Source organism: Paracandidimonas soli (assembly GCF_004342005.1).
Lineage (GTDB): Bacteria > Pseudomonadota > Gammaproteobacteria > Burkholderiales > Burkholderiaceae_B > Paracandidimonas > Paracandidimonas soli.
Genome location: NZ_SMBX01000001.1, coordinates 630,561 through 648,615 on the forward strand (window position 1 = coordinate 630,561; position 18,055 = coordinate 648,615).

The 18,055-nt window shown below is 60.3% G+C and carries 18 protein-coding genes; 10 read left to right on the forward strand and 8 right to left on the reverse strand.

Annotated features, from left to right (window positions below; genetic code table 11):
- Nucleotides 1-15: 15 nt before the first annotated feature.
- Nucleotides 16-828 (reverse strand): GntR family transcriptional regulator, encoded by an 813-nt coding sequence (locus EV686_RS02905; protein ID WP_132473289.1) that lies wholly within the window; start codon nucleotides 826-828, stop codon nucleotides 16-18.
- Between the two features lie 176 nt (nucleotides 829-1,004).
- On the opposite strand from EV686_RS02905, the gene EV686_RS18525 reads away from it, so the two are divergent.
- A complete protein-coding gene (locus EV686_RS18525) occupies nucleotides 1,005-1,142 on the forward strand; it encodes an AbrB/MazE/SpoVT family DNA-binding domain-containing protein (RefSeq protein ID WP_165972443.1) in 138 nt (45 codons plus the stop codon).
- Nucleotides 1,143-1,154: 12 nt separating this feature from the next.
- Nucleotides 1,155-1,331 (forward strand): type II toxin-antitoxin system PemK/MazF family toxin, encoded by a 177-nt coding sequence (locus EV686_RS02915; RefSeq protein WP_132473293.1) that lies wholly within the window; start codon nucleotides 1,155-1,157, stop codon nucleotides 1,329-1,331.
- A gap of 18 nt (nucleotides 1,332-1,349) precedes the next feature.
- On the opposite strand, the gene ada is transcribed toward EV686_RS02915, so the two are convergent.
- Together ada and EV686_RS02925 are read right to left on the reverse strand one after the other, a co-directional pair.
- Nucleotides 1,350-2,423 carry a bifunctional DNA-binding transcriptional regulator/O6-methylguanine-DNA methyltransferase Ada gene (gene ada, locus EV686_RS02920; protein ID WP_132473295.1) on the reverse strand — a complete coding sequence of 358 codons (1,074 nt, stop codon included), beginning with the start codon at nucleotides 2,421-2,423 and terminating at the stop codon, nucleotides 1,350-1,352.
- A gap of 296 nt (nucleotides 2,424-2,719) precedes the next feature.
- The gene (locus EV686_RS02925) at nucleotides 2,720-3,352 is read right to left on the reverse strand and encodes a YitT family protein (RefSeq protein ID WP_132473297.1); all 633 of its coding nucleotides are present in this window, start codon (nucleotides 3,350-3,352) and stop codon (nucleotides 2,720-2,722) included.
- 315 nt (nucleotides 3,353-3,667) lie between these two features.
- On the opposite strand from EV686_RS02925, the gene EV686_RS02930 reads away from it, so the two are divergent.
- From EV686_RS02930 to EV686_RS02940, 3 genes are read left to right on the forward strand one after another with little or no spacing between them, the layout of a single operon-like run.
- Nucleotides 3,668-4,678 carry a methionine ABC transporter ATP-binding protein gene (locus EV686_RS02930; RefSeq protein ID WP_132473299.1) on the forward strand — a complete coding sequence of 337 codons (1,011 nt, stop codon included), beginning with the start codon at nucleotides 3,668-3,670 and terminating at the stop codon, nucleotides 4,676-4,678.
- Nucleotides 4,675-5,334, forward strand: coding sequence for a methionine ABC transporter permease (locus tag EV686_RS02935; RefSeq protein WP_132473301.1), 660 nt, complete (start codon nucleotides 4,675-4,677; stop codon nucleotides 5,332-5,334). The genes EV686_RS02930 and EV686_RS02935 overlap by 4 nt, the downstream gene beginning before the upstream one ends.
- Before the next feature lie 51 nt (nucleotides 5,335-5,385).
- The gene (locus EV686_RS02940) at nucleotides 5,386-6,177 is read left to right on the forward strand and encodes a MetQ/NlpA family ABC transporter substrate-binding protein (protein ID WP_132473303.1); all 792 of its coding nucleotides are present in this window, start codon (nucleotides 5,386-5,388) and stop codon (nucleotides 6,175-6,177) included.
- 22 nt (nucleotides 6,178-6,199) lie between these two features.
- On the opposite strand, the gene EV686_RS02945 is transcribed toward EV686_RS02940, so the two are convergent.
- Nucleotides 6,200-7,093, reverse strand: a complete 894-nt coding sequence (locus tag EV686_RS02945) for a LysR family transcriptional regulator (protein ID WP_132473305.1) — start codon at nucleotides 7,091-7,093, stop codon at nucleotides 6,200-6,202.
- 161 nt (nucleotides 7,094-7,254) lie between these two features.
- Between EV686_RS02945 and argH the strand changes: the two genes are divergently transcribed.
- Both argH and EV686_RS02955 read left to right on the forward strand, forming a co-directional pair.
- Entirely contained in the window at nucleotides 7,255-8,769 is a 1,515-nt protein-coding gene (argH, locus tag EV686_RS02950) for an argininosuccinate lyase (RefSeq protein WP_132473307.1), read from the forward strand.
- Nucleotides 8,770-8,927: 158 nt separating this feature from the next.
- Nucleotides 8,928-9,884 carry a Bug family tripartite tricarboxylate transporter substrate binding protein gene (locus tag EV686_RS02955; protein ID WP_132473310.1) on the forward strand — a complete coding sequence of 319 codons (957 nt, stop codon included), beginning with the start codon at nucleotides 8,928-8,930 and terminating at the stop codon, nucleotides 9,882-9,884.
- Here EV686_RS02955 and EV686_RS18530 read toward each other — a convergent pair.
- A complete protein-coding gene (locus EV686_RS18530) occupies nucleotides 9,881-10,105 on the reverse strand; it encodes a hypothetical protein (RefSeq protein WP_165972475.1) in 225 nt (74 codons plus the stop codon). The genes EV686_RS02955 and EV686_RS18530 overlap by 4 nt on opposite strands.
- A gap of 114 nt (nucleotides 10,106-10,219) precedes the next feature.
- Here EV686_RS18530 and EV686_RS02960 point away from each other — a divergent pair, with 114 nt between their 5' ends.
- Nucleotides 10,220-11,149: an Rpn family recombination-promoting nuclease/putative transposase gene (locus tag EV686_RS02960; protein WP_132473312.1), complete on the forward strand. Its 930-nt coding sequence runs from the start codon at nucleotides 10,220-10,222 to the stop codon at nucleotides 11,147-11,149.
- Between the two features lie 188 nt (nucleotides 11,150-11,337).
- Here EV686_RS02960 and EV686_RS02965 read toward each other — a convergent pair whose 3' ends face one another.
- The 3 genes from EV686_RS02965 to EV686_RS02975 form a co-directional block, all read right to left on the reverse strand.
- Nucleotides 11,338-12,051: a hypothetical protein gene (locus EV686_RS02965; protein WP_132473314.1), complete on the reverse strand. Its 714-nt coding sequence runs from the start codon at nucleotides 12,049-12,051 to the stop codon at nucleotides 11,338-11,340.
- A gap of 252 nt (nucleotides 12,052-12,303) precedes the next feature.
- A complete protein-coding gene (gene murU, locus EV686_RS02970) occupies nucleotides 12,304-13,014 on the reverse strand; it encodes an N-acetylmuramate alpha-1-phosphate uridylyltransferase MurU (RefSeq protein ID WP_132473316.1) in 711 nt (236 codons plus the stop codon).
- Nucleotides 13,014-14,054 (reverse strand): aminoglycoside phosphotransferase family protein, encoded by a 1,041-nt coding sequence (locus EV686_RS02975; RefSeq protein ID WP_132473318.1) that lies wholly within the window; start codon nucleotides 14,052-14,054, stop codon nucleotides 13,014-13,016. The genes murU and EV686_RS02975 overlap by 1 nt, the downstream gene beginning before the upstream one ends.
- Nucleotides 14,055-14,163: 109 nt before the next feature.
- On the opposite strand from EV686_RS02975, the gene EV686_RS02980 reads away from it, so the two are divergent.
- Complete coding sequence (locus tag EV686_RS02980) at nucleotides 14,164-16,581, forward strand: LPS-assembly protein LptD (RefSeq protein WP_243650715.1); 2,418 nt, start codon at nucleotides 14,164-14,166, stop codon at nucleotides 16,579-16,581.
- Entirely contained in the window at nucleotides 16,578-18,017 is a 1,440-nt protein-coding gene (locus EV686_RS02985; protein WP_132473320.1) for a peptidylprolyl isomerase, read from the forward strand. The genes EV686_RS02980 and EV686_RS02985 overlap by 4 nt, the downstream gene beginning before the upstream one ends.
- The last annotated feature ends 38 nt before the right edge of the window (nucleotides 18,018-18,055 follow it).

Sequence of the window (18,055 nt, forward strand, 5' to 3'; positions counted from 1 at the left end):
CGACGTTATGAGGGCTCAGTTCGTTTTCTGGATGATCGATGCCCTTGGCCGCCGCGATTTTCTTGCACTGTCCGTATCCTTGTCTTTAGGGCCTGCGGTGCTGGTAAGCTTGCTTCTGGCCGTTTCTGCACGCGCCTTTCTGATGGCGAATCCGGGGATAGGCTGATAAGGAGCTTTGCTCCGCTCTTGTTCCGCCAGCAACGCCATTTGAGTGTGTTCAATATGCACCTCAAGCAATTCTCGGGCCAGAGTCTTATCGCGAGCGATACAGGCATCCAGGATGGCACGATGCTCATTTTGAGGCGACTTGCGGCCTGCAGCATACGACTGGTGTGCTCGTAGATGTACATCGATACCACGCACCAAGAGCTCTATCTGCTTGAGCAAGCGTGGACGGTCGCATGGACGATACAAGCACATATGAAAAGCCAGATTCAACTCAGCCCAATCGCGCGGAGACTCACTGGCATCATACTCTCGCATGATTTCCTCGGCCTGCTTGAAGACTTTGTTGTCCATATTCGGAATGGCCAGCACCAATGCTCGTGTTTCCAGACCGATCCGGATATCCAATGTCTCAAGTAACTCCTCAATGGAGCGCGACGCTACCATCGAACCTTGGTGTGGCGCATGGGTCACCAATCCCTCAGCCTGAAGCCTCCTGAGCGCTTCGCGCACTGGAATTCGGCTTACGCCGAATTGCTTTGCCAAAAACTCTTGCTTGAGTTGAACTCCGACGCCCAAAGCCCCATTAAGAATCAGGTTTCTCAATTGTTCGGTGACGTTGTCGGCGGTAAGGGGTTGCGGTTCTGCGCTAGTTTCGGTCATAAATCTGTCTTCTGAAAAGATGTACGGTGTACTGCTCATAAAAAGAAGAAGAGGGGAGTCGATGCGAGTTATGCAATCCCGTCCATGCACTCATCATGAGGTGGACTGCTATCGCGAGTCAACCAGGAAGAGGATTCAAGTCCTATTATGGATCCATAATAGGATTAAAACATAGTGTGGTCGAGGGACGTATCGTCATCGAGCCGGCCGGGCCTCAGCAAGACGATCTGGCGACGCTGCTGGCGGGCATCACGGACGAAAACCTGCACGAATCTGTTGATTTTGGCGAGGCGGTGGGTAACGAGGCATGGTAGCTCGCGCTGCATATGTTCCCGACACTGGCCGAGGTACCCATCCAGTCGGCTCGTGATAGCGCCGTCCTTGCCGATCAGGTCAGGAGTCTCGACTGGCGCGCCCGGCATGCAACGTACAAAGGTCAGGTCAGTCTGGAAGAACTGGCCTCTATCAAGCGGAAGATTGCTGCATTGATTGGATTGCCCTGATACACGGCGGCATCCTGATTACAGGACAGTCTCCCGGGCTTCGCGATTCAGCAACTCCCTTTTCCGATCCACGCCCCAGCGGTAGCCGGCAAGGTCGCCGTCTCGCCGTACGACGCGGTGGCAGGGGATGGCCACCGCTATGTGGTTCGTTGCGCAAGCCCTGGCTACTGCGCGGACCGCCTTGGGCGAGCCGATGCGAGCGGCGATTTCTGAATAGGTTGCCGTCGTGCCGGGCGGAATTTCGCGCAGCACGCGCCAGACGCGTTCTTGAAAAGCGGTGCCTCGCACGTCCAGCGGCAGGCGCAGCCCGATAGACGGCGCTTCGATGAAACCCACGACTTCGGCCACCAGTTGTTCGAATTCGCTATCGCCGCCGATGAGTTCGGCCTTGGGGAATTGATCCTGAAGGTCGCGCACCAGCACGTCCGGGTCGTCGCCCAGCAGGATGGCGCAGATGCCGCGCTGGCTCTGGGCAACAAGAATGGCGCCGAGCGAACATTGGCCGACCGCGAAGCGGATGAGCGTTCCGGCGCCGCCCGTGCGGTAGTCCCGCGCGCGCATGCCCAGCAATCGATCAGAGGCTTCGTAGAACCGGCTATTGGAGTTGAAGCCGGCGCCATAGATCGCATCCGTGACGGAAGCCTTCGATGCGTTCAGCTCTTCGCGCAGCCGGCGGGCGCGGTGGGCCGAGCTGTAGGCCTTGGGAGTCAGGCCTGTCTCTGCCTTGAACAGTCGGTGGAAGTGGAACGGGCTCATGCCGATTTCGGCGGCCAGATCCTCAAGCGAGGGCGGCGTCTCCGATGCTTCGATCAGGCGGCAGGCGCGGGCCGCCAGCGCGGCGCGTTTCGCCGCCGCGCCGGCCTCGCCGTCACGGATACGCCGGCTGGGACGATAGCCGGCGGCCTCGGCTTCCTCGGCCGAATCGAAGAACTCCACGTTTTCCCGCTTGGGGCATCGTGCCGCCGAGCCCGGCCGGCAGTACACGCCGGTCGTGCGCACGGCATAGACGAAATGGCCGTCGGCGGTAGCGTCTCGCGCCAGTACCGCTTCCCAGCGTTCGTCTTCGGTTTCGTAGGCAATGGCCGTATTCATGAGAGAAGTCCTGTAATGACCACGTGTCAAAGCGTATGCCTCGTCGCTCGCGACGAGGTCAAGCGAGGCAGTGTTTATACGGCGCCGTAGGCGCCCCCATATTGTGGCGAGGAATCTCCCGACTTCAGACGGGAGTGACTCGCCAATCATAGGGTCAGAATAGGGCGGACTTCAATCGCAAGCACTCCGATTCTTGCGGTGGATATTCAGGTGACACAGCCTAGCCGGACCTTGGCCTGGCAAATCCGAGCGGCATGCAGGTTGCACGGCGGAAAGGTCTGCGCTTCGATGCGCGGTCAGCGCGTCCCGCCCAGATAGCGGCCCGGACGGTGGTTGATCCACAGGAAAGCGCTCATGGCGATGGCGCCCAGGATGGAATAGGCGACCCGGTCGATGGGGACGACGAGCAATGCCAGCGCCACGATGCCGCAATCGATGACCATATGGACTTTCCCGGCGCGGATGCCGTGGGCCTGCTGCAGGTACAAGGATACGATCGTCGCGCCGCCGAGGCTTGCCCTGTGGCGCGCCAGGAACAGGCATCCCGTGCCGAGCAGGAAGCCGCCCAGCACGGCGGCATAGGCGGGATGCAGATAATCGATATGGATCATGCGCGGGCCGAGATCCGTCAGCAATGACAGCATGGCGACGGAGACGAAGGTCTTTATCGTGAATTCGCGGCCCATCCTGTGCCAGGAAAACCAGTAGAACGGCAGATTGATCGCGAAGAAAATGGCGCCGAAGGGCAGGCCCGTCCAGTAATGCAACAGGAACGCGATGCCGGCCGTGCTGCCGGTCAGAAGTCCCGCCTGGGCGAACAGTATCATGGTGATCGAGACGAACAGCGTGCCTGTGAACAAGGCTTGAGCGTCTTCGTATGGGCGATGGCGCAAAGGGGTATCGGCGCTTGCGGCGGGAGCTAATGGCATGGCAATGGATAGTGCATGACGTAATGACCTGCCCGCATGCCATCTTGGCGGCGGCGGGCGCTGTTGCAGCCGGCGGGAGGGCCGATGGCTGCGTACTGCTTTTGGCAGATTGCCGTATTATTGCCGAAATGGCCAAGCTGCGGCATAAGCGCGTATCAGCCGTCATTTCCATATAACCAAAAGAAGTTTGGCTTACATTTGAGTAGCGGAAAAGGTTATTATTTTCTCCTTTGCGGAACGGCGTCCGTTCTCCGACTTCCCATGCATGGCACCATACCCGCGTGCAGCGCATGAATCCGCCAGATATTCATTACCATGATCCGACTGGAAAACCTGACCAAAACCTATCTGTCGTCCGGCCGGGAAGTGCATGCCCTGGCGGGGGTGAACATGACGGTGCGCGAAGGCGAGGTCTTCGGCATCATCGGCCGCTCCGGCGCGGGCAAGAGCACATTGATCCGCATGCTCAATCTGCTGGAGCACCCGACCTCCGGCAAGGTGTGGCTGCAGGGGCGCGACATTACGCCGCTGTCCGAGGCCGAGCTGCGCCAGGTGCGCAGGGGGATCGGCATGGTGTTCCAGCATTTCAACCTGCTGCGTTCGCGCACGGTGCTGGACAATGTGCGCTTTCCCCTCAAATTGGCCGGCCTGCCGAAGAATGAGCAACTGGAGCGCGCTCGCGAAGTGCTGTCGCTGGTCGGCCTTTCGGATCAGGCGGCCAAGCATCCCGGGCAACTGTCCGGCGGCCAGCAGCAACGCGTCGGCATTGCGCGCGCGCTGGCGAACCATCCGCATCTGCTGCTGTGCGACGAGGCCACGTCGGCGCTGGATCCGGAAACCACGCAGTCCGTCCTGCGCCTGCTGCGCGACATCAATGCGAAGCTGGGCCTGACCATCGTAATGATCACCCATGGCATGGACGTGATCCGTGCCGCCTGCGACCGGGTGGCCGTGATCGATGCGGGACGCATTGCCGAGTCCGGCGATGTGATGGACGTATTCCTGCACCCGCAGCATGAAGTGACGCAGTCGCTGCTCTCCGAAAGCGGCATGGATGCCGAGGGCTGGCGCGCGCTGGCCGATACGACGACGGGGCGGCTGATACGCCTGAGCTTTCGCGGAGAGGCTACCGCGCAGCCCATGCTCAGCCGCATCAGCCGCGAACTGGGGCTGGATCTCAGCATTCTGCACGGTACGGTTGGCCGCATCAAGGAAACGCCGTATGGCCAGCTTGTGGTGGCGGCACAAGGCGGGGAGCAGGCGCTGGCGCAACTGCCGGGGCATTTCGAAGCCATCGGCGTCAGGTTCGAGGTGTTGCGCGCATGAACTTTTCCAATATCGACTGGGCCCTGATCGGGGAAGCGACGATCGATACATTGCTGATGACCGGGTTTTCTCTGGTCTTCACCGTCATCATTGGCCTGCCGCTGGGCATCCTGCTGTACCTGACCAGCCCCAGGCAGGCGCTGTCCAATGCGCCGGTGTACCAGACCTTGTCGCTGGTGGTGAACGTGCTGCGTTCCGTGCCTTTCCTGATCCTGCTGATCGTCATGATCCCCATGACGCGGGTGATCGCCGGCACGTCGCTGGGCGTGCCCGGCGCGATTCCTCCGCTGGTGGTGAGCTCCGCGCCGTTCTTCGCCCGGCTGGTGGAGAACGTGCTGCGCGAGCTGGATCCCGGCATCAATGAAGCCTGCCGCGCCATGGGGGCGCATCCGCGCCAGACGGTGCTGATGGCGCTGATTCCCGAGGCGATGACGGGTATTTTGGCGGCCGTCATCGTGACTGCGATTGCGCTGGTCGGCTATTCCGCCATGTCCGGTGTCATCGGCGGCGGCGGGCTGGGGGATCTGGCCCTGAGGTTCGGCTATCAGCGCTATCAGAGCGATGTCATGATCGTGACGGTGGCCATTCTCGTGATTCTTGTGCAATTGCTGCAGATGTTCGGCGACCGCCTGGTTGGCCGGTTGAGCCGCAAATAAGCACGCAAGCAAATTCCATCGAACGTGTCGTATCAATTCAAGGAGTCGATCATGTTGTTGAAAAAACTGGGTGTGGCGCTGGCCTTTTCCACGGCGCTGGCAGCGGTTGCGGGCGGCGCGCATGCCGCCAAGCTGAGAGTGGCGGCTACGCCGGTGCCTCATGCCGAGCTGCTGGAGCTGGTCAAGCCGACGCTTGCCAAGGAAGGCGTCGAGCTGGACATCAAGGTGTTCACGGACTACGTGCAGCCGAACCAGCAGGTGGCCGACGGCAACCTGGACGTCAATTTCTTCCAGCACAAGCCCTATCTGGATTCGTTCAACAAGGAACACAAGGCGGATCTGGTCGTGGTCGGCCAGGTGCACGTCGAGCCGTTCGGCGCGTATTCGCAGAAGGTCAAGTCCATCGCCGACCTGAAGGACGGCGCGCAGGTAGCGTTGCCGAACGATCCCAGCAACGGCGCGCGCGCCCTGTTGCTGCTGCAGTCCGAAGGGTTGATCAAGCTGAAGGATCCCGACAATATCCTGGCGACTTCGCGCGATATCGCCGAGAATCCCAAGAAGCTGCGCTTCCGCGAGCTGGAAGCCGCGACGCTGCCGCGCGTGCTGCCCGACGTGGATCTGGCGCTCATCAACACGAACTATGCCCTGGAAGCCGGCTTGAATCCGCTGAACGACGCACTGTTCATCGAGGGCTCGGATTCGCCCTATGCCAATATTCTCGTCACCGTTCCGGCCAAGGCTGAGAGCGCCGACGTGAAGGCGCTGGTCAAGGCGCTGAACAGCGAAGAGGTGAAGACCTTCATCGCCGACAAGTACAAGGGGGCGGTGGTTCCCGCGTTCTGATCATATTGAATTCGAGCGACGATCAGGTGCTTCCTGCAGCGCAGCTCCAACAGACCCGCTGGGCAATCTCGGCCACCATCATCCCGACACGGCCGACTGAGTCCATGTGATAAGACGCGACGTATTCATATGCGGGTAGCGTGGAGGGAACCTGGATGATCTGGAGCGATTCAGCATCGCGGGAAGCGTTCACGCATGCAGAGCTAACGACACCTATGCACATGCCTTCTTTAACGATGCGCAACAGCGCTTCGGCTGAATTGGTGGAGCTCAGCCGAACCGGCCATAGGCCGTTATTGCGAAACAGCTCTTCTATTGAGCCATAGGTGGCGGAATCCTTGGCATAAGTCATGATGCGATGCTGGGCTATTTCAGTCAGCGATATCTCTTCAGGAAAGTGAAGTGCGCGACTTGCCACCCACTGCGTTTCATAGCGTGCAAGTGGCAGGTTGCGAACCCCTGCACTCAGGGTATTTCCCATGATGATGGCCAAATCCAACTCTCCCCGTTCCAGTAGGCTGCGCAAACGCGGTGTTGTATCTATCATCAGCTCAACCGTTAAATGCGGCAAATCACGTGCTATTTCCTTGAAGAGATCGACAATCCAGGCATTGACGATCGTGCTGGTCGTGCCGATGCGAACTCTCTGCAACTGCTTTTGCTCGCCCGAAGCCAGTACTTGCAGTTCTGTGGAGGTATCGAGCAGATGTTCGGCAAGCTGCAATAGCTGCATGCCTTTGGGAGTCAACTGCACACTGCTCCCGCTGCGGTCGATCAGTCGCACCCCCAGCTCCTGTTCCAGTGAGGCAAGGCGCATTGAAATTGCTGGTTGAGTGATATGCAGTCGATTGGCCGCCGCGCGAAAATTGCGCAGTGTTGCGATCGACACGAAAGCCTCTACTTGACGTAACTCCATACTCCTCCCCCGTCATTCTCATCAGCAAAACTTATTGAAGTTTCCCACAAAAATTAATTGGACGAATGGCCCATCAAGAAATATATTTGATACGTGGCGAATCCACCTGCGACGTGGATCAGGATCTGACTGGGGGATAGCAGTATGGGGAGAAAATCGTTATGAGCAATAGCGCCGAATCGCTTTCGCATAGTCGTACGCTGGCGGAGGCCCGGTTGAAATCAGCGCCATCCGATTTAATGGTGAAGCTTTTCGAGCAGCCGCATCTGGAGCGAGAGGTGCGGCAATTTCATGAGTATCTCCAGGTCGACATTGCGCACACAATCATGCTGGCCGAGCAGAATATTCTTGAGCCAGAGCAAGCTCGCCTTATCTTGGCTGCGCTGCAGGAAATCGTCGCAATGGGACCCGCGCATTTTCCGATCGATCCGCTGCGAGGCAGCTTCCTGCTCCAAGTGGAGAGCCACTTGTTCCAGCGGATTGGGGAATCGATAGGAGGAAGAATGCATACGGGCCGCAGCCGCCTGGATCAGGGGCCGACTGTACGCCGGCTTTACAAAAGACGTCTTTTGTTGGAAGTGTTTGACCAGATCATGAGGCTTCAGGAGGCCATCCTGCGCCTTGCGACCAAGCACTCCGAGACGCTGATGCCGGGCTATACGTGCATGCAACATGCCCATCCCACGACTTTCGGTCATTACCTGCTGTCCTTCAGTACAAAGATTTCAGACGATTTTGACCGCTTGCGCGGCGCATTCGCCCGTCTTAATTTGAATCCTTTGGGTGCTGCCGGGCTATCTGGAACAGCGTGGCCGATAAACCGGATGCGGACCACCGAGCTGCTGGCCTTCGACGGGATTGTCGTTAATTCGAAACTGGCGCGAGAAGCCTATTATGCCGCTGAAGTCGCCGCTGCGCTCTCATTTGTCATGTCTACGCTGAATGACCTGGCAACGGATTTTCATCTTTGGTCGAGTCATGAGTTTTCCTTTGTGGAGACCGCTGACGAGTTTTGCGGCACTAGCTCCATTTTTCCGCAAAAGAAGAACCCTGCGGGGTTGGAGGTAGTGAAGTTTGCAGCAGGCACGGCGACCACCTGGCTCACTACTGCGTTGGCGACGTTCCGAGCCGAGGGCACTGGAGACGTTGTTATGCGGGAATTGCCCCTGCTTGATGAGGCTTTTGCGACAACGAACGGAAGTCTTCAGCTCATGGCGGCCATGGTGGAAAGCCTGACTGTGCACGAACAAAATATGGCGTGCGCTGCGGGCGCGCATTGGTCTACTGCAACTAACTTGGCCGATCTGATTGTTAGAGACGGCTCACTGTCGTTTCGGGAGGCCCACAGTCTTGTAGCGCGTCTGGTGCGCTTGTGCACTGATCGGGACATTTCCGTTCAGAAAATTACCAGCGATCTGTTAAGCGATGCCGCACGCGAGCTTGGCATTTTCGACCCAGGATTATCGACAGAGGCCATTCGCAACAGCTTCGATGCCCGTACTTTCGTCAATACGCGCACGTCTTTGGGTGGAACGGCCGCTGCGGAAATAGCTTCACTCATCGAAATCGCCCGAATCGTAGCAGGCGAGCAGAATGAGTGGCTCTCGGCACGTCATAAACAAGTCGAGACGGCAGAGGCGTCGCGGAAAAATGCAGCCGCGCGCTGGCTATGTTGAAGGTGAAAAAGTCAATCAGGGGTCTTGTTCAACTTGAAAGTCGTTGTGCGGCCATGCGCTGTTCATTCTGTGAGCAGGCGTGATCCAAAAGGGCTCCAGATGCCGTCATTTTTTTGTGACGGCAATGGATCTGTATATAAATAATAGGGAGAGATTTGATGTTAAAAAATATAGCTGCTGTTTTCGCGTTGGCTCTTTCATTCACTGCAAGCGCCCAGGATTATCCCAACAGGCCAATTACGCTGGTTGTCCCATTCGCGCCCGGAGGAACTGTGGATCTGATGGGCCGAATTATCTCGGAACGCTTGTCGGTCCACCTGGGCCAGCCTGTAATCGTGAGCAATCGTGCGGGGGCGGGGGGAACCATCGGAACCGGTGTTGTCGCAAAGGCGCCCGCTGACGGATATACCCTTCTGGTGGGTACGCAAGGACAAGTGTTGCAGCCGTTACTCTATAAAAAATTGAATTTCGACAGCAACAAGGATCTTTTGACCGCGGCTACCTTTGCATCCGTGCCGAATGTCTTGGCGGTATCCATGAATACTCCTGCCGCTACTATGAGTGAATTTGTCGAGTACGCGAGGTCCAACCCTGGTGCGATCAACATGGGCTCGGCAGGCATAGGCTCGATCAACCATCTCGTTGGAGAGATCTTTCAGGATCGCGCGAACGTAAAATTAACGCATATCCCCTATAAAGGGGCCGCGCCCGCCATGACCGATCTGCAAGCCGGCGAGGTCCATGCTTTATTTGTGAACCTGCCGAATGTGATGTCTCACGTGGCGGCGGGGAAGGTACGCTTGCTGGGAATTGCATCAGACAAGCGTTCGCCCGCCATCCCTGATGTGCCGACTTTCGCTGAGGGCGGGGTGCAAGATACCGTTCTCGACTCATGGTATGGAGTCATGGCGCCGGTTGCGACTCCTCAAGCAGTGGTAAAAAAGATTCAGGATGCTGTGTTGGCCATGACGCAAGAGCAGGATTTCGCCGCGAGCCTTATCGCACAAGGTGCAATTCCTTTTGCAAGAAACGCGGCTGAATCCGCCAAAATAATGGAGGATGACTTGAAGCTCTGGGCTCCGGTTGTAGAGAGGTTGAACATTCAAATGGACTAGTGTCCATTCGTAGAATAGGCCGGGAGTTGCAAGTCGGCGTACAGAGAAGATGAAAGCATGGATGACAAGCCGGCCATGTCTTTGCTGATGCCCGTCTCGACGGAAAAACTGCGCACGCCCCAGTGCGTTTGCTTGGCGAGGCGGGTTTGCGGCTGCTCAGCGATGTTTTCCGTGAGGCTGCGATGCTGCCATCGCTCCGGCGTAAAGAAAATGCAGGACATCTGAAATTCAACAAGGAAAAAATCCTCTCACTGGACATTTTCGCCTAATTTTCACGGACGTTCGCCTGCCCTATCCTGCCTGTGATTTCCTTTTGCACACGACAGGCAGGCGCCATGACCGGCAACACATCATCCAGCAAGCCGCCCAAACCGCCGTCGCTGGCGAACGACCTGATCTTCAAGGCGCTGTTCTGCCGGCAGCGGCATCTGCTGGCGGACCTCATCAATGCCGTTCGCCAAAGCATGCCGCCGGTCAGCATCGTCGATATCCTCAACCCCAGCATTCTGCCCGAAGACATCAGCGGCAAGAACATCGTTCTCGATATTCTGGCGCGCGATCCTGACGGCACGCTGTTCCTCATCGAAATGCAACTGCGCCATTACCTGCACTGGGCCGAGCGCAACACCTACTACCTGGCGCGCGGCCTGGCCAATCAACTGCAGGCCGGGCAAGACTACCGCCACCTGAAACCCGCCGTCGGCATCAGCCTGCTGGCCAACGACCTGTTCCCCGACGAGCGCGACAAGGCCTGCTGGCATTTCAGCCTGCGCGACAGTGAACGGCCCCGCATCCAGTTGGGGCAGGCGCTGCAAGTGCATATAATTGAACTGAGCAAGGCCGAAAGTCTGCACGGCCTGCCACAGGAGCTGTTTGCCTGGATCGCCTGCCTGCAGCATGCCACGGATGATACCGCCATGAGCCAGATTTCGCACCCGCCCGTCAAAGAGGCCTTGCAACACCTCGAAACCCTGATCTCCGACCGTGAGCTGCGCATGCTGGCGGAGCGTCGTGAGCAAGCCATTATCGATGATATCGACGCACTGGATTACGCCAGGACGGAAGGCATGCGGCAAGGGCTTGAACAAGGGCTGGAGCAAGGCAAGGCTGCATTACTGACGCAGCAGCTCACCCGGAAGTTCGGCCCCTTGCCGGTGGAAATCCAGCAGCGGCTCCGCACTGCTCTCGTCAGCGAACTGGACGCGTGGGCGCTGAACCTGCTGGATGCCACGACACTGAACGATGTGTTTCACACAGAGCCATAATTCCCGGAAGCCATCTCCTCGCTCAAGAGAGTACATGCTAAAGCTTGAAGCCGGGCAGCCCGGGTCGGGCTGAGCGCTGCGTAGCCCAATGGTGTTTTCCGTAGGGCGGCTACAGCAGCTCGACGTTGATAACAGTATCTACGAATTGCTGGCCAGCCGGCCGTCGGCCGGCTGGAATGGCGCGCGTATCAGGGAGCGACGCGCAGTGTGCGGGTTGCGCTCATGCGGGACTCGCCGTTGCGCGTGATCTTGATGACGACTTCGCGGGCGCTCAGGCCGTTGGGCAGATCGATGCTGCCGTCCATGTGGACGTAGCGGCCCACGGCAATGTCGAGCGGGGGAAGGTCAACGACGCCCGTGCGGCCGTTGGGGTAGCGGCCTGTCACGACGAATTCGACCTTGCCTTCGAAGCGCTGGTCGGCCTTGTCGGCATCCTGCATGACAAGGATCTGGTAGGCGAGCTGCCCGTCCGCATTGCGGAAACGTGCGGCGCGGATGCCCGGGGAAGTGCCGCGCGGGTCCGGGGCGACGGCGTCGGCCAGCGGTTCGACGTCCTTGTAGAGTTGCGTCAGTTCATCGCGGACGCTGGTCAGTTCCTTTGTCTGCTGCTCGAAGCGCGTGCGCAACTCGTCGAGTTCGCGCGTCTGCTGGTTGAGCTGCGACTGCAGGCGCTGCTTGTCGATGTTGGCGCTGTTCAAGTCGTAGTGCAGCTGTTCGGACTGTTCCGCGGTCAGGCGGACCGGGCCGTAGTTTTTCTGCAGGAACAGTAGTCCGCCCGAACCCAGGGCGATGCCGGTCAGGAGCAGTACCAGCCAGCGGGGAACGCGCCTGCGCTTGCGGCTGCTGCTGCCATAGGCTGTGGGTTTGAAAGTGTGGCGTTTCGAGGAGCCGAACCGGGACATGCGGGGTATTCCTGTTGGTCTTGGGTGAGTGTGTTTGGGGCGGCTGTGGGGATTGCGCGGGTGCGCAAAGACAAAAGCATAAACCTGTTTCGGATTTGATGCAGCCCGGCCAGGGTGATCCGTATCCTGCCGCCATGACTGGTAGCAAATCGAGCAGAAATCGTATCAATATATGGCGATTGCTCGCGTGCAGAGCGATATCCGTCCGGCGACGGCGCTATGTATGGCCCATGGCAATGCGGCGCGCGTGCTTCAGGCGCGGCTGTCCGCGGCCAATTGCCGATCCAGCGTCTCCAGGCGCTGCGGCGTGCCCACATCCGTCCATGCGCCGTCGTGCAGCGCGCCGCGGGCGCTGCGGGTCTGCATGGCATGCAGCATCAGCGGACGCAGCGGAACCGATGTGTCGGGGGGCAGGGCGCGGAACAGGCCGGGCCGGTAGATGCCGATGCCGGTGAAGGTCAGTGCCTGGCCTTGCGCCTGGCCGCGAGGATGCAGGATGCCTGCATCATCCAGCGCGAAGTCGCCTTCGGGATGATGCGGCGGATTGTTCGTCATCCACAGCCACATGTCGATATTGCTGTCGTCACGCATGCGTTGCGCGGCGGACAGGGCCTGCGAAGGCTGCCAGTCCGTCCAAATGTCGCCGTTGATGACCAGAAAAGGCTCGTCCTGGAAAAATGGCAGCGCCTTGGCGATGCCGCCGGCAGTTTCCAGGCCGCCGGGGGATTCGGCGGAATAGGAGATCCTCGCCCCGAAGGCTGCGCCGTCTCCGAGCGCGGCTTCGATTTTCTCGCCGAGCCAGGCATGGTTGACGATGATGTCGCGCAGGCCGGCCGCGACCAGCTTTTCGATATGCCAGACGATCAGCGGCTTGCCGCCGACAGCAAGCAAGGGCTTGGGTGTATGGTCGGTCAGCGGGCGCATGCGTTCGCCACGGCCCGCGGCGAGGATCATGGCGCGCATCAGAAGGTATATCCAGTGGAAACGGCGCGGTCCTCCAGACGGTCCAGCAATTTGACCAGCGGCTGGAACGCGTTGTAGCGCGTGGTCACTTGGCGGGTGTAGGCAAGTACGCGCGGGATGTGGTCCAGGTACCCGTGCTTGCCGTCGCGGTGCGACAGGCGGGCGAACACTCCCAGGATGCGCAGATTGCGCTGCAGGCCCATCCATTCGTAGGCGCGGTGAAAGTCGCCGAAGTCCGGCGCGACCGGCAGGCCCGCGGCGCGGGCGGCTTCCCAGTAACGGATGGCCCAGTCGAGCTGCTGCGGTTCTTCCCAGGTCGTACGGGCATCCATGACGAGAGAGGCGATGTCGTAGGTGACGGGGCCGGCCAGCGCGTCCTGGAAGTCGATGACGCCGGGGACGAAATCGCCTTTCTCGTCCGCGCTGAGCATCAGGTTGGGCGAATGGAAGTCGCGCAGGACCAGCACGTTAGGCTGGCGCAGATTGTCCTCCACCAGCGTGGCGAAGCATTGCGCCAGCATGGCCTCTTCCTGCGCATCCAGGGTTTTGCCGCAGTGCGTCCGCACGTACCATTCGGGGAAGACGGTCAGTTCCTGCAGCAGGCGCTCGCGGTCGTAGCTGGGCAGTCCCTGCGTGGAGGCCTGCTGGGCCTTGACCAGTTCCTGCAACGCCTGACGATACATCACCTGCAGGGCGGTGTCGTCCAGTCCTTGCCGGATGGCCTGATAATAGGTGTACTTGCCCAGGTCCGACAGCAGCAGCAGGCCCTGGTCCAGGTCCTTTTCCAGGATGGCGGGGACATGCACCCCGGCGTCGGCGAGCAGGCCGGCCACGTGCACGAAGGGGCGGCAGTCTTCCTGCGGAGGCGGGGCGTCCATGACGATCAGGCTGCGTTCGCCGGCCTGCAGCCGGAAGTAGCGCCGGAAGCTGGCATCGCTGGAAGCCGGCGCCAGGGAGTCCGGGTCGAAGCCGTGGCGGGAAGCCAGGGGTTGCAGCCATTGTTTCAGCAGCGTCAGCCGGATATCGGGGGAAGATTGCACAATAAATCCAGGGTTGTTGGGGTGGCTTCTCTATAATGTCGGGTTCGCGCCCGTTGGCATCGGGCCAATTATGCCAAAATAGCATCCGTTTCTGGGAGAAAATAGACTCGTGCGCGGCTTCTGGTGGATTCCCTTTATTGCTGCAAGCAGCCTGGCGCAGGTCCAGGCGCAGACGGCTGCGCCAGCGCCGGCCGGCCAGCAGGTGGTGCACCGTGGCCTGCAGGTTGCTCCGCAACTGCGCGAACATCGCAATCTCGAGGAAGAGGAAATGTCCGTCTTCCTGGTGGGAGACGACCTGAGCTTCGATGGCGAGGGCAAGATGGTGCTGAAGGGCGGCGCGCAGGTGCGCCGCATCGATTCCGTCGTCAAGGGCGACCGCATCGAATACGACCGGGATTCCGGCCAGGTGAAGGTGCGCGGCAACGGCCTCATGATGCGCGACGCGAGCATCGTGATGGGTCCGGAGATCGACTACAACCTGAACAGCGAAACCGGCGAAGTGACCGCGCCGGACTTCTGGCTGGGGAGCTCCGGCGGCGCCGGCACGGCCGAACGGGCGGAGATACTCAGCCAGCAGCACATGCGGCTGTACGATATGAGGTATTCGGGCTGCCCGTGCCCGGATCCGGCCTGGTACATCACCTCGTCCAGGGTCGACCTGAAATTCGACGAGAACGAGGGCGTGGCCCGCAACGGGGTGCTGTACTTCAAGGGCGTGCCCATCCTGGCGTCGCCCTGGCTGACGTTTCCCATTACCAAGGACCGAAAGTCCGGGTTCCTCGTGCCCACGTATGGCATGACGAGCAAGAGCGGGGTCGAGTTCTCGCTGCCGTATTACTTCAATCTTGCGCCGAATTACGACTTCACGCTGACGCCGCACTATTACAGCAAGCGCGGACTGCAGCTGGGAGGCGAGTTCCGCTATCTGGGGAGAGGCTATTCCGGCATCTATTCCGGCGCCTACCTGAACAACGACAAAGAGGCCGATCGCAAACGCTGGACCTACCGCCTGCAGCATACGCATCGCCTGGGCGGCGGCTTCTCGGCGGGATTCGACGTGCGCCGGGTATCGGACGACAATTACCACCGCGACTTCACGGCGCTGGGACTGGGCGAGGCCCAGGAAAACAGCCTGCCTAGCCATGCGCGTCTGAACTGGAGCGGCTACAAGTATTTCAGCGCCGGCTTGCGGGTACAGACCTACCAGACGCTGCAGGATACGGATCTGGGCTATTACCGGCGTCCCGAGTTCGACAAGCTGCCCGAACTGACGTTCCGGGGCGCGCGCTACGGCTGGAACAATTTCGACGTCGTATCGGAAAATTCCGTGACGAAGTTCCGCATGCCGCTGCGCCGCGAGATGTATCGCGGCGTTCTCTATGACTTAGGGCGTGCCGGCACCACTACGCGTCAGGCGCCGGATGGCACGCGCTTCAGTTCGTACACCAGCATCGCCTATCCGATCGTGAAAGCCGGCTGGTACGTTACCCCCAAGGCCGGTCTGCACATGAGCCAGTACAGCACGGACTGGTACAAGGACGAGCTGGGGCCGCGATACAGCAGTTTCGACCGCACCCATACGCGCGTCCTGCCCATCCTGTCGCTGGATTCCGGCATGACGTTCGAGCGCGACACCACGCTGTTCGGCAACGACTCCATCCAGACGCTGGAGCCGCGCCTGTACTACCTGTATGTGCCGTACCGCGACCAGTCCATGATGCCGGTCTACGATACCTCGCTGGCGACCTTCAACTTTGCACAGGCCTTCGACGAGAACATCTACAGCGGCGGCTGGGACCGCATCGCCGAGGCCAACCAGGTGACGTTCGGCCTGACGTCGCGCTGGCTGGATGCCGATACGGGCTTCGAGCGCCTGTCGCTGTCGGCGGCGCAGCGCCTCTACTTCAACAAGCAGCAGCGCGTCACGCTGAGTCCCGGGCAGGTCAAGGAAGAAGACCTGGTATCCAAGCGCTCCGACTACCTGGTCGGCGTCAATGCCGCATTGACCGATAATTTCAGCGTGCGCTTCGATGCGCAGTTCAATCCCGAGACGCGCGACCGCAACCGCATGGCGGCCGGCATCCGCTGGGAACCCAAGCGCCTGGCCTCGGTCTCACTGTCTTACCGCTATGAGCGCGATCCTGCACAGATAGCAGATTATCGCGTAGAGATTGATCCAGAGAATGATCGCGCCAAGGAATACATGACCTTCTCGGGCCAGTGGCCCCTGAGCAACAAGATCTATGCCATGGGCCGCTTCGATTACTCGCTTCAGGAAAAGCGCAATACGCAATCGATCCTGGGCTTCGAGTACAAAGGAGATTGCTGCTGGGTGGCGCGTGTCGTCGCGCAGCGCTACGCGGTGTCCGCAAAGGATGTGAATACCGCATTCTTCCTGCAGCTGGAATTGACGGGGCTGGGTTCCCTGGGAACCGATCCCATGGGGTTGTTGCGTGAACGTGTCATCGGCTATGAGCCCGTCACGCACGACCTGCCTGAAAAAACGACCTTCGAGAGGTACGAATGATGTTTGCTTTGCCTGTGAAACGCCGCATGGCCTGGGTGCTGGTATCTGCTGTTGGCGCGCTGTCCGTGCCGGGTCTGGCGCATGCGCAGGCGCAGGAGCCGGCAACCCGCGCCTCCGGCCAGTTCGTGGACGGGATCGCCGCCATCGTGAACAAGCATGTCATCACCATGCAGGAGCTTAATGCGCAACTGCATATCGTGCAGGGCCAGTTGCAGCAGCAGAACATCCCCGCGCCGGACCAGGAAACGCTGCAGAAACAGGTGTTGCAGCGCATGATCATGGAAGAGCTGGAAAAGCAGGAAGCGGACCGCCTGGGCGTCAGGGTCTCGGAGGCCGATGTCGAGCGCGCGCTGGCCGAAATCGCGCAGCGCAATCAGATCAGCGTCGATCAGTTGCGCGAGAATGTCGAAAAAGGGGGCGTTTCGTGGAATGCGTATCGCCAGAACCTGAGGGACGAGGTTCGCATCGACATGCTGCGCCGCGATGCGGTGGAACACACGATCCAGATCAGCGAAGCCGACGTGGATGCCTTCCTGCGCAGCCAGGGCTATCGTCCCGGCGCCGCGAACCAGCAAACGGCGCCGGCACAGCAGAGCGCCGCGCTGGGATTGGCGCACATCCTGGTGGCGGTTCCCGAGGGCTCGTCTTCCTCGCGCGTGGCTGAACTCCGCGCCAAGGCCCAGGCCATCCTGGAGCGGGCCCGCGGCGGCGCCGACTTCGCGGGGCTGGCGGCGGCATCGTCCGATGCGCCGGAAGCGCTCAGCGGCGGCGACCTGGGCGTGCGGCCGGTCGACGGCTGGCCGGAACTGTTCGTGCAGGCGACACGCAACCTGCAGCCAGGCCAGGTCAGCGACATCATCCAGAGCGGCAACGGTTTCCACATCCTGAAGGTGACGACGCGCGGTTCCTCCGCCGCTCCCGCCCAGGCGCAGGCCCAGGAACAGCCGTCGCAGGAACAGGGTCCAATGATGGTGACGCAGACGCATGCCCGCCATATCCTGATCAAGACCAACCAGGTCGTGACGGATGACCAGGCCCAGGCCCGCCTGCGCCAGATCCAGGAGCGCCTGGAGTTGGGCAATGAATCGTTCGAGGATCTGGCCCGCCGCTACTCCCAGGATGCCTCCGGGCCCCAGGGCGGCGATCTGGGCTGGCTCTCGCCCGGCACGACGGTTCCTCCGTTCGAGCAGGCCATGAATGCGCTGGAACCCGGCCAGGTCAGCGGGCTGGTGAAGTCGCCCTTCGGCTGGCACCTGATCAAGGTCATCGAGCGCCGTACACGCAACATGGAAAACGAATACCGCCGCATGCAGGCGCGCCAGGCGCTGTTCCAGCGCAGGGCGGATCCGGCCTATGAGGACTGGCTGAACCAGTTGCGCACCCAGGCCTATATCGACAACCGACTGGATCCGCAGTCCAACCGCTCGCGTCGCTGATCTAGGGCCTTTTAGTGTTAACAGGCCCTAGGCCCAAG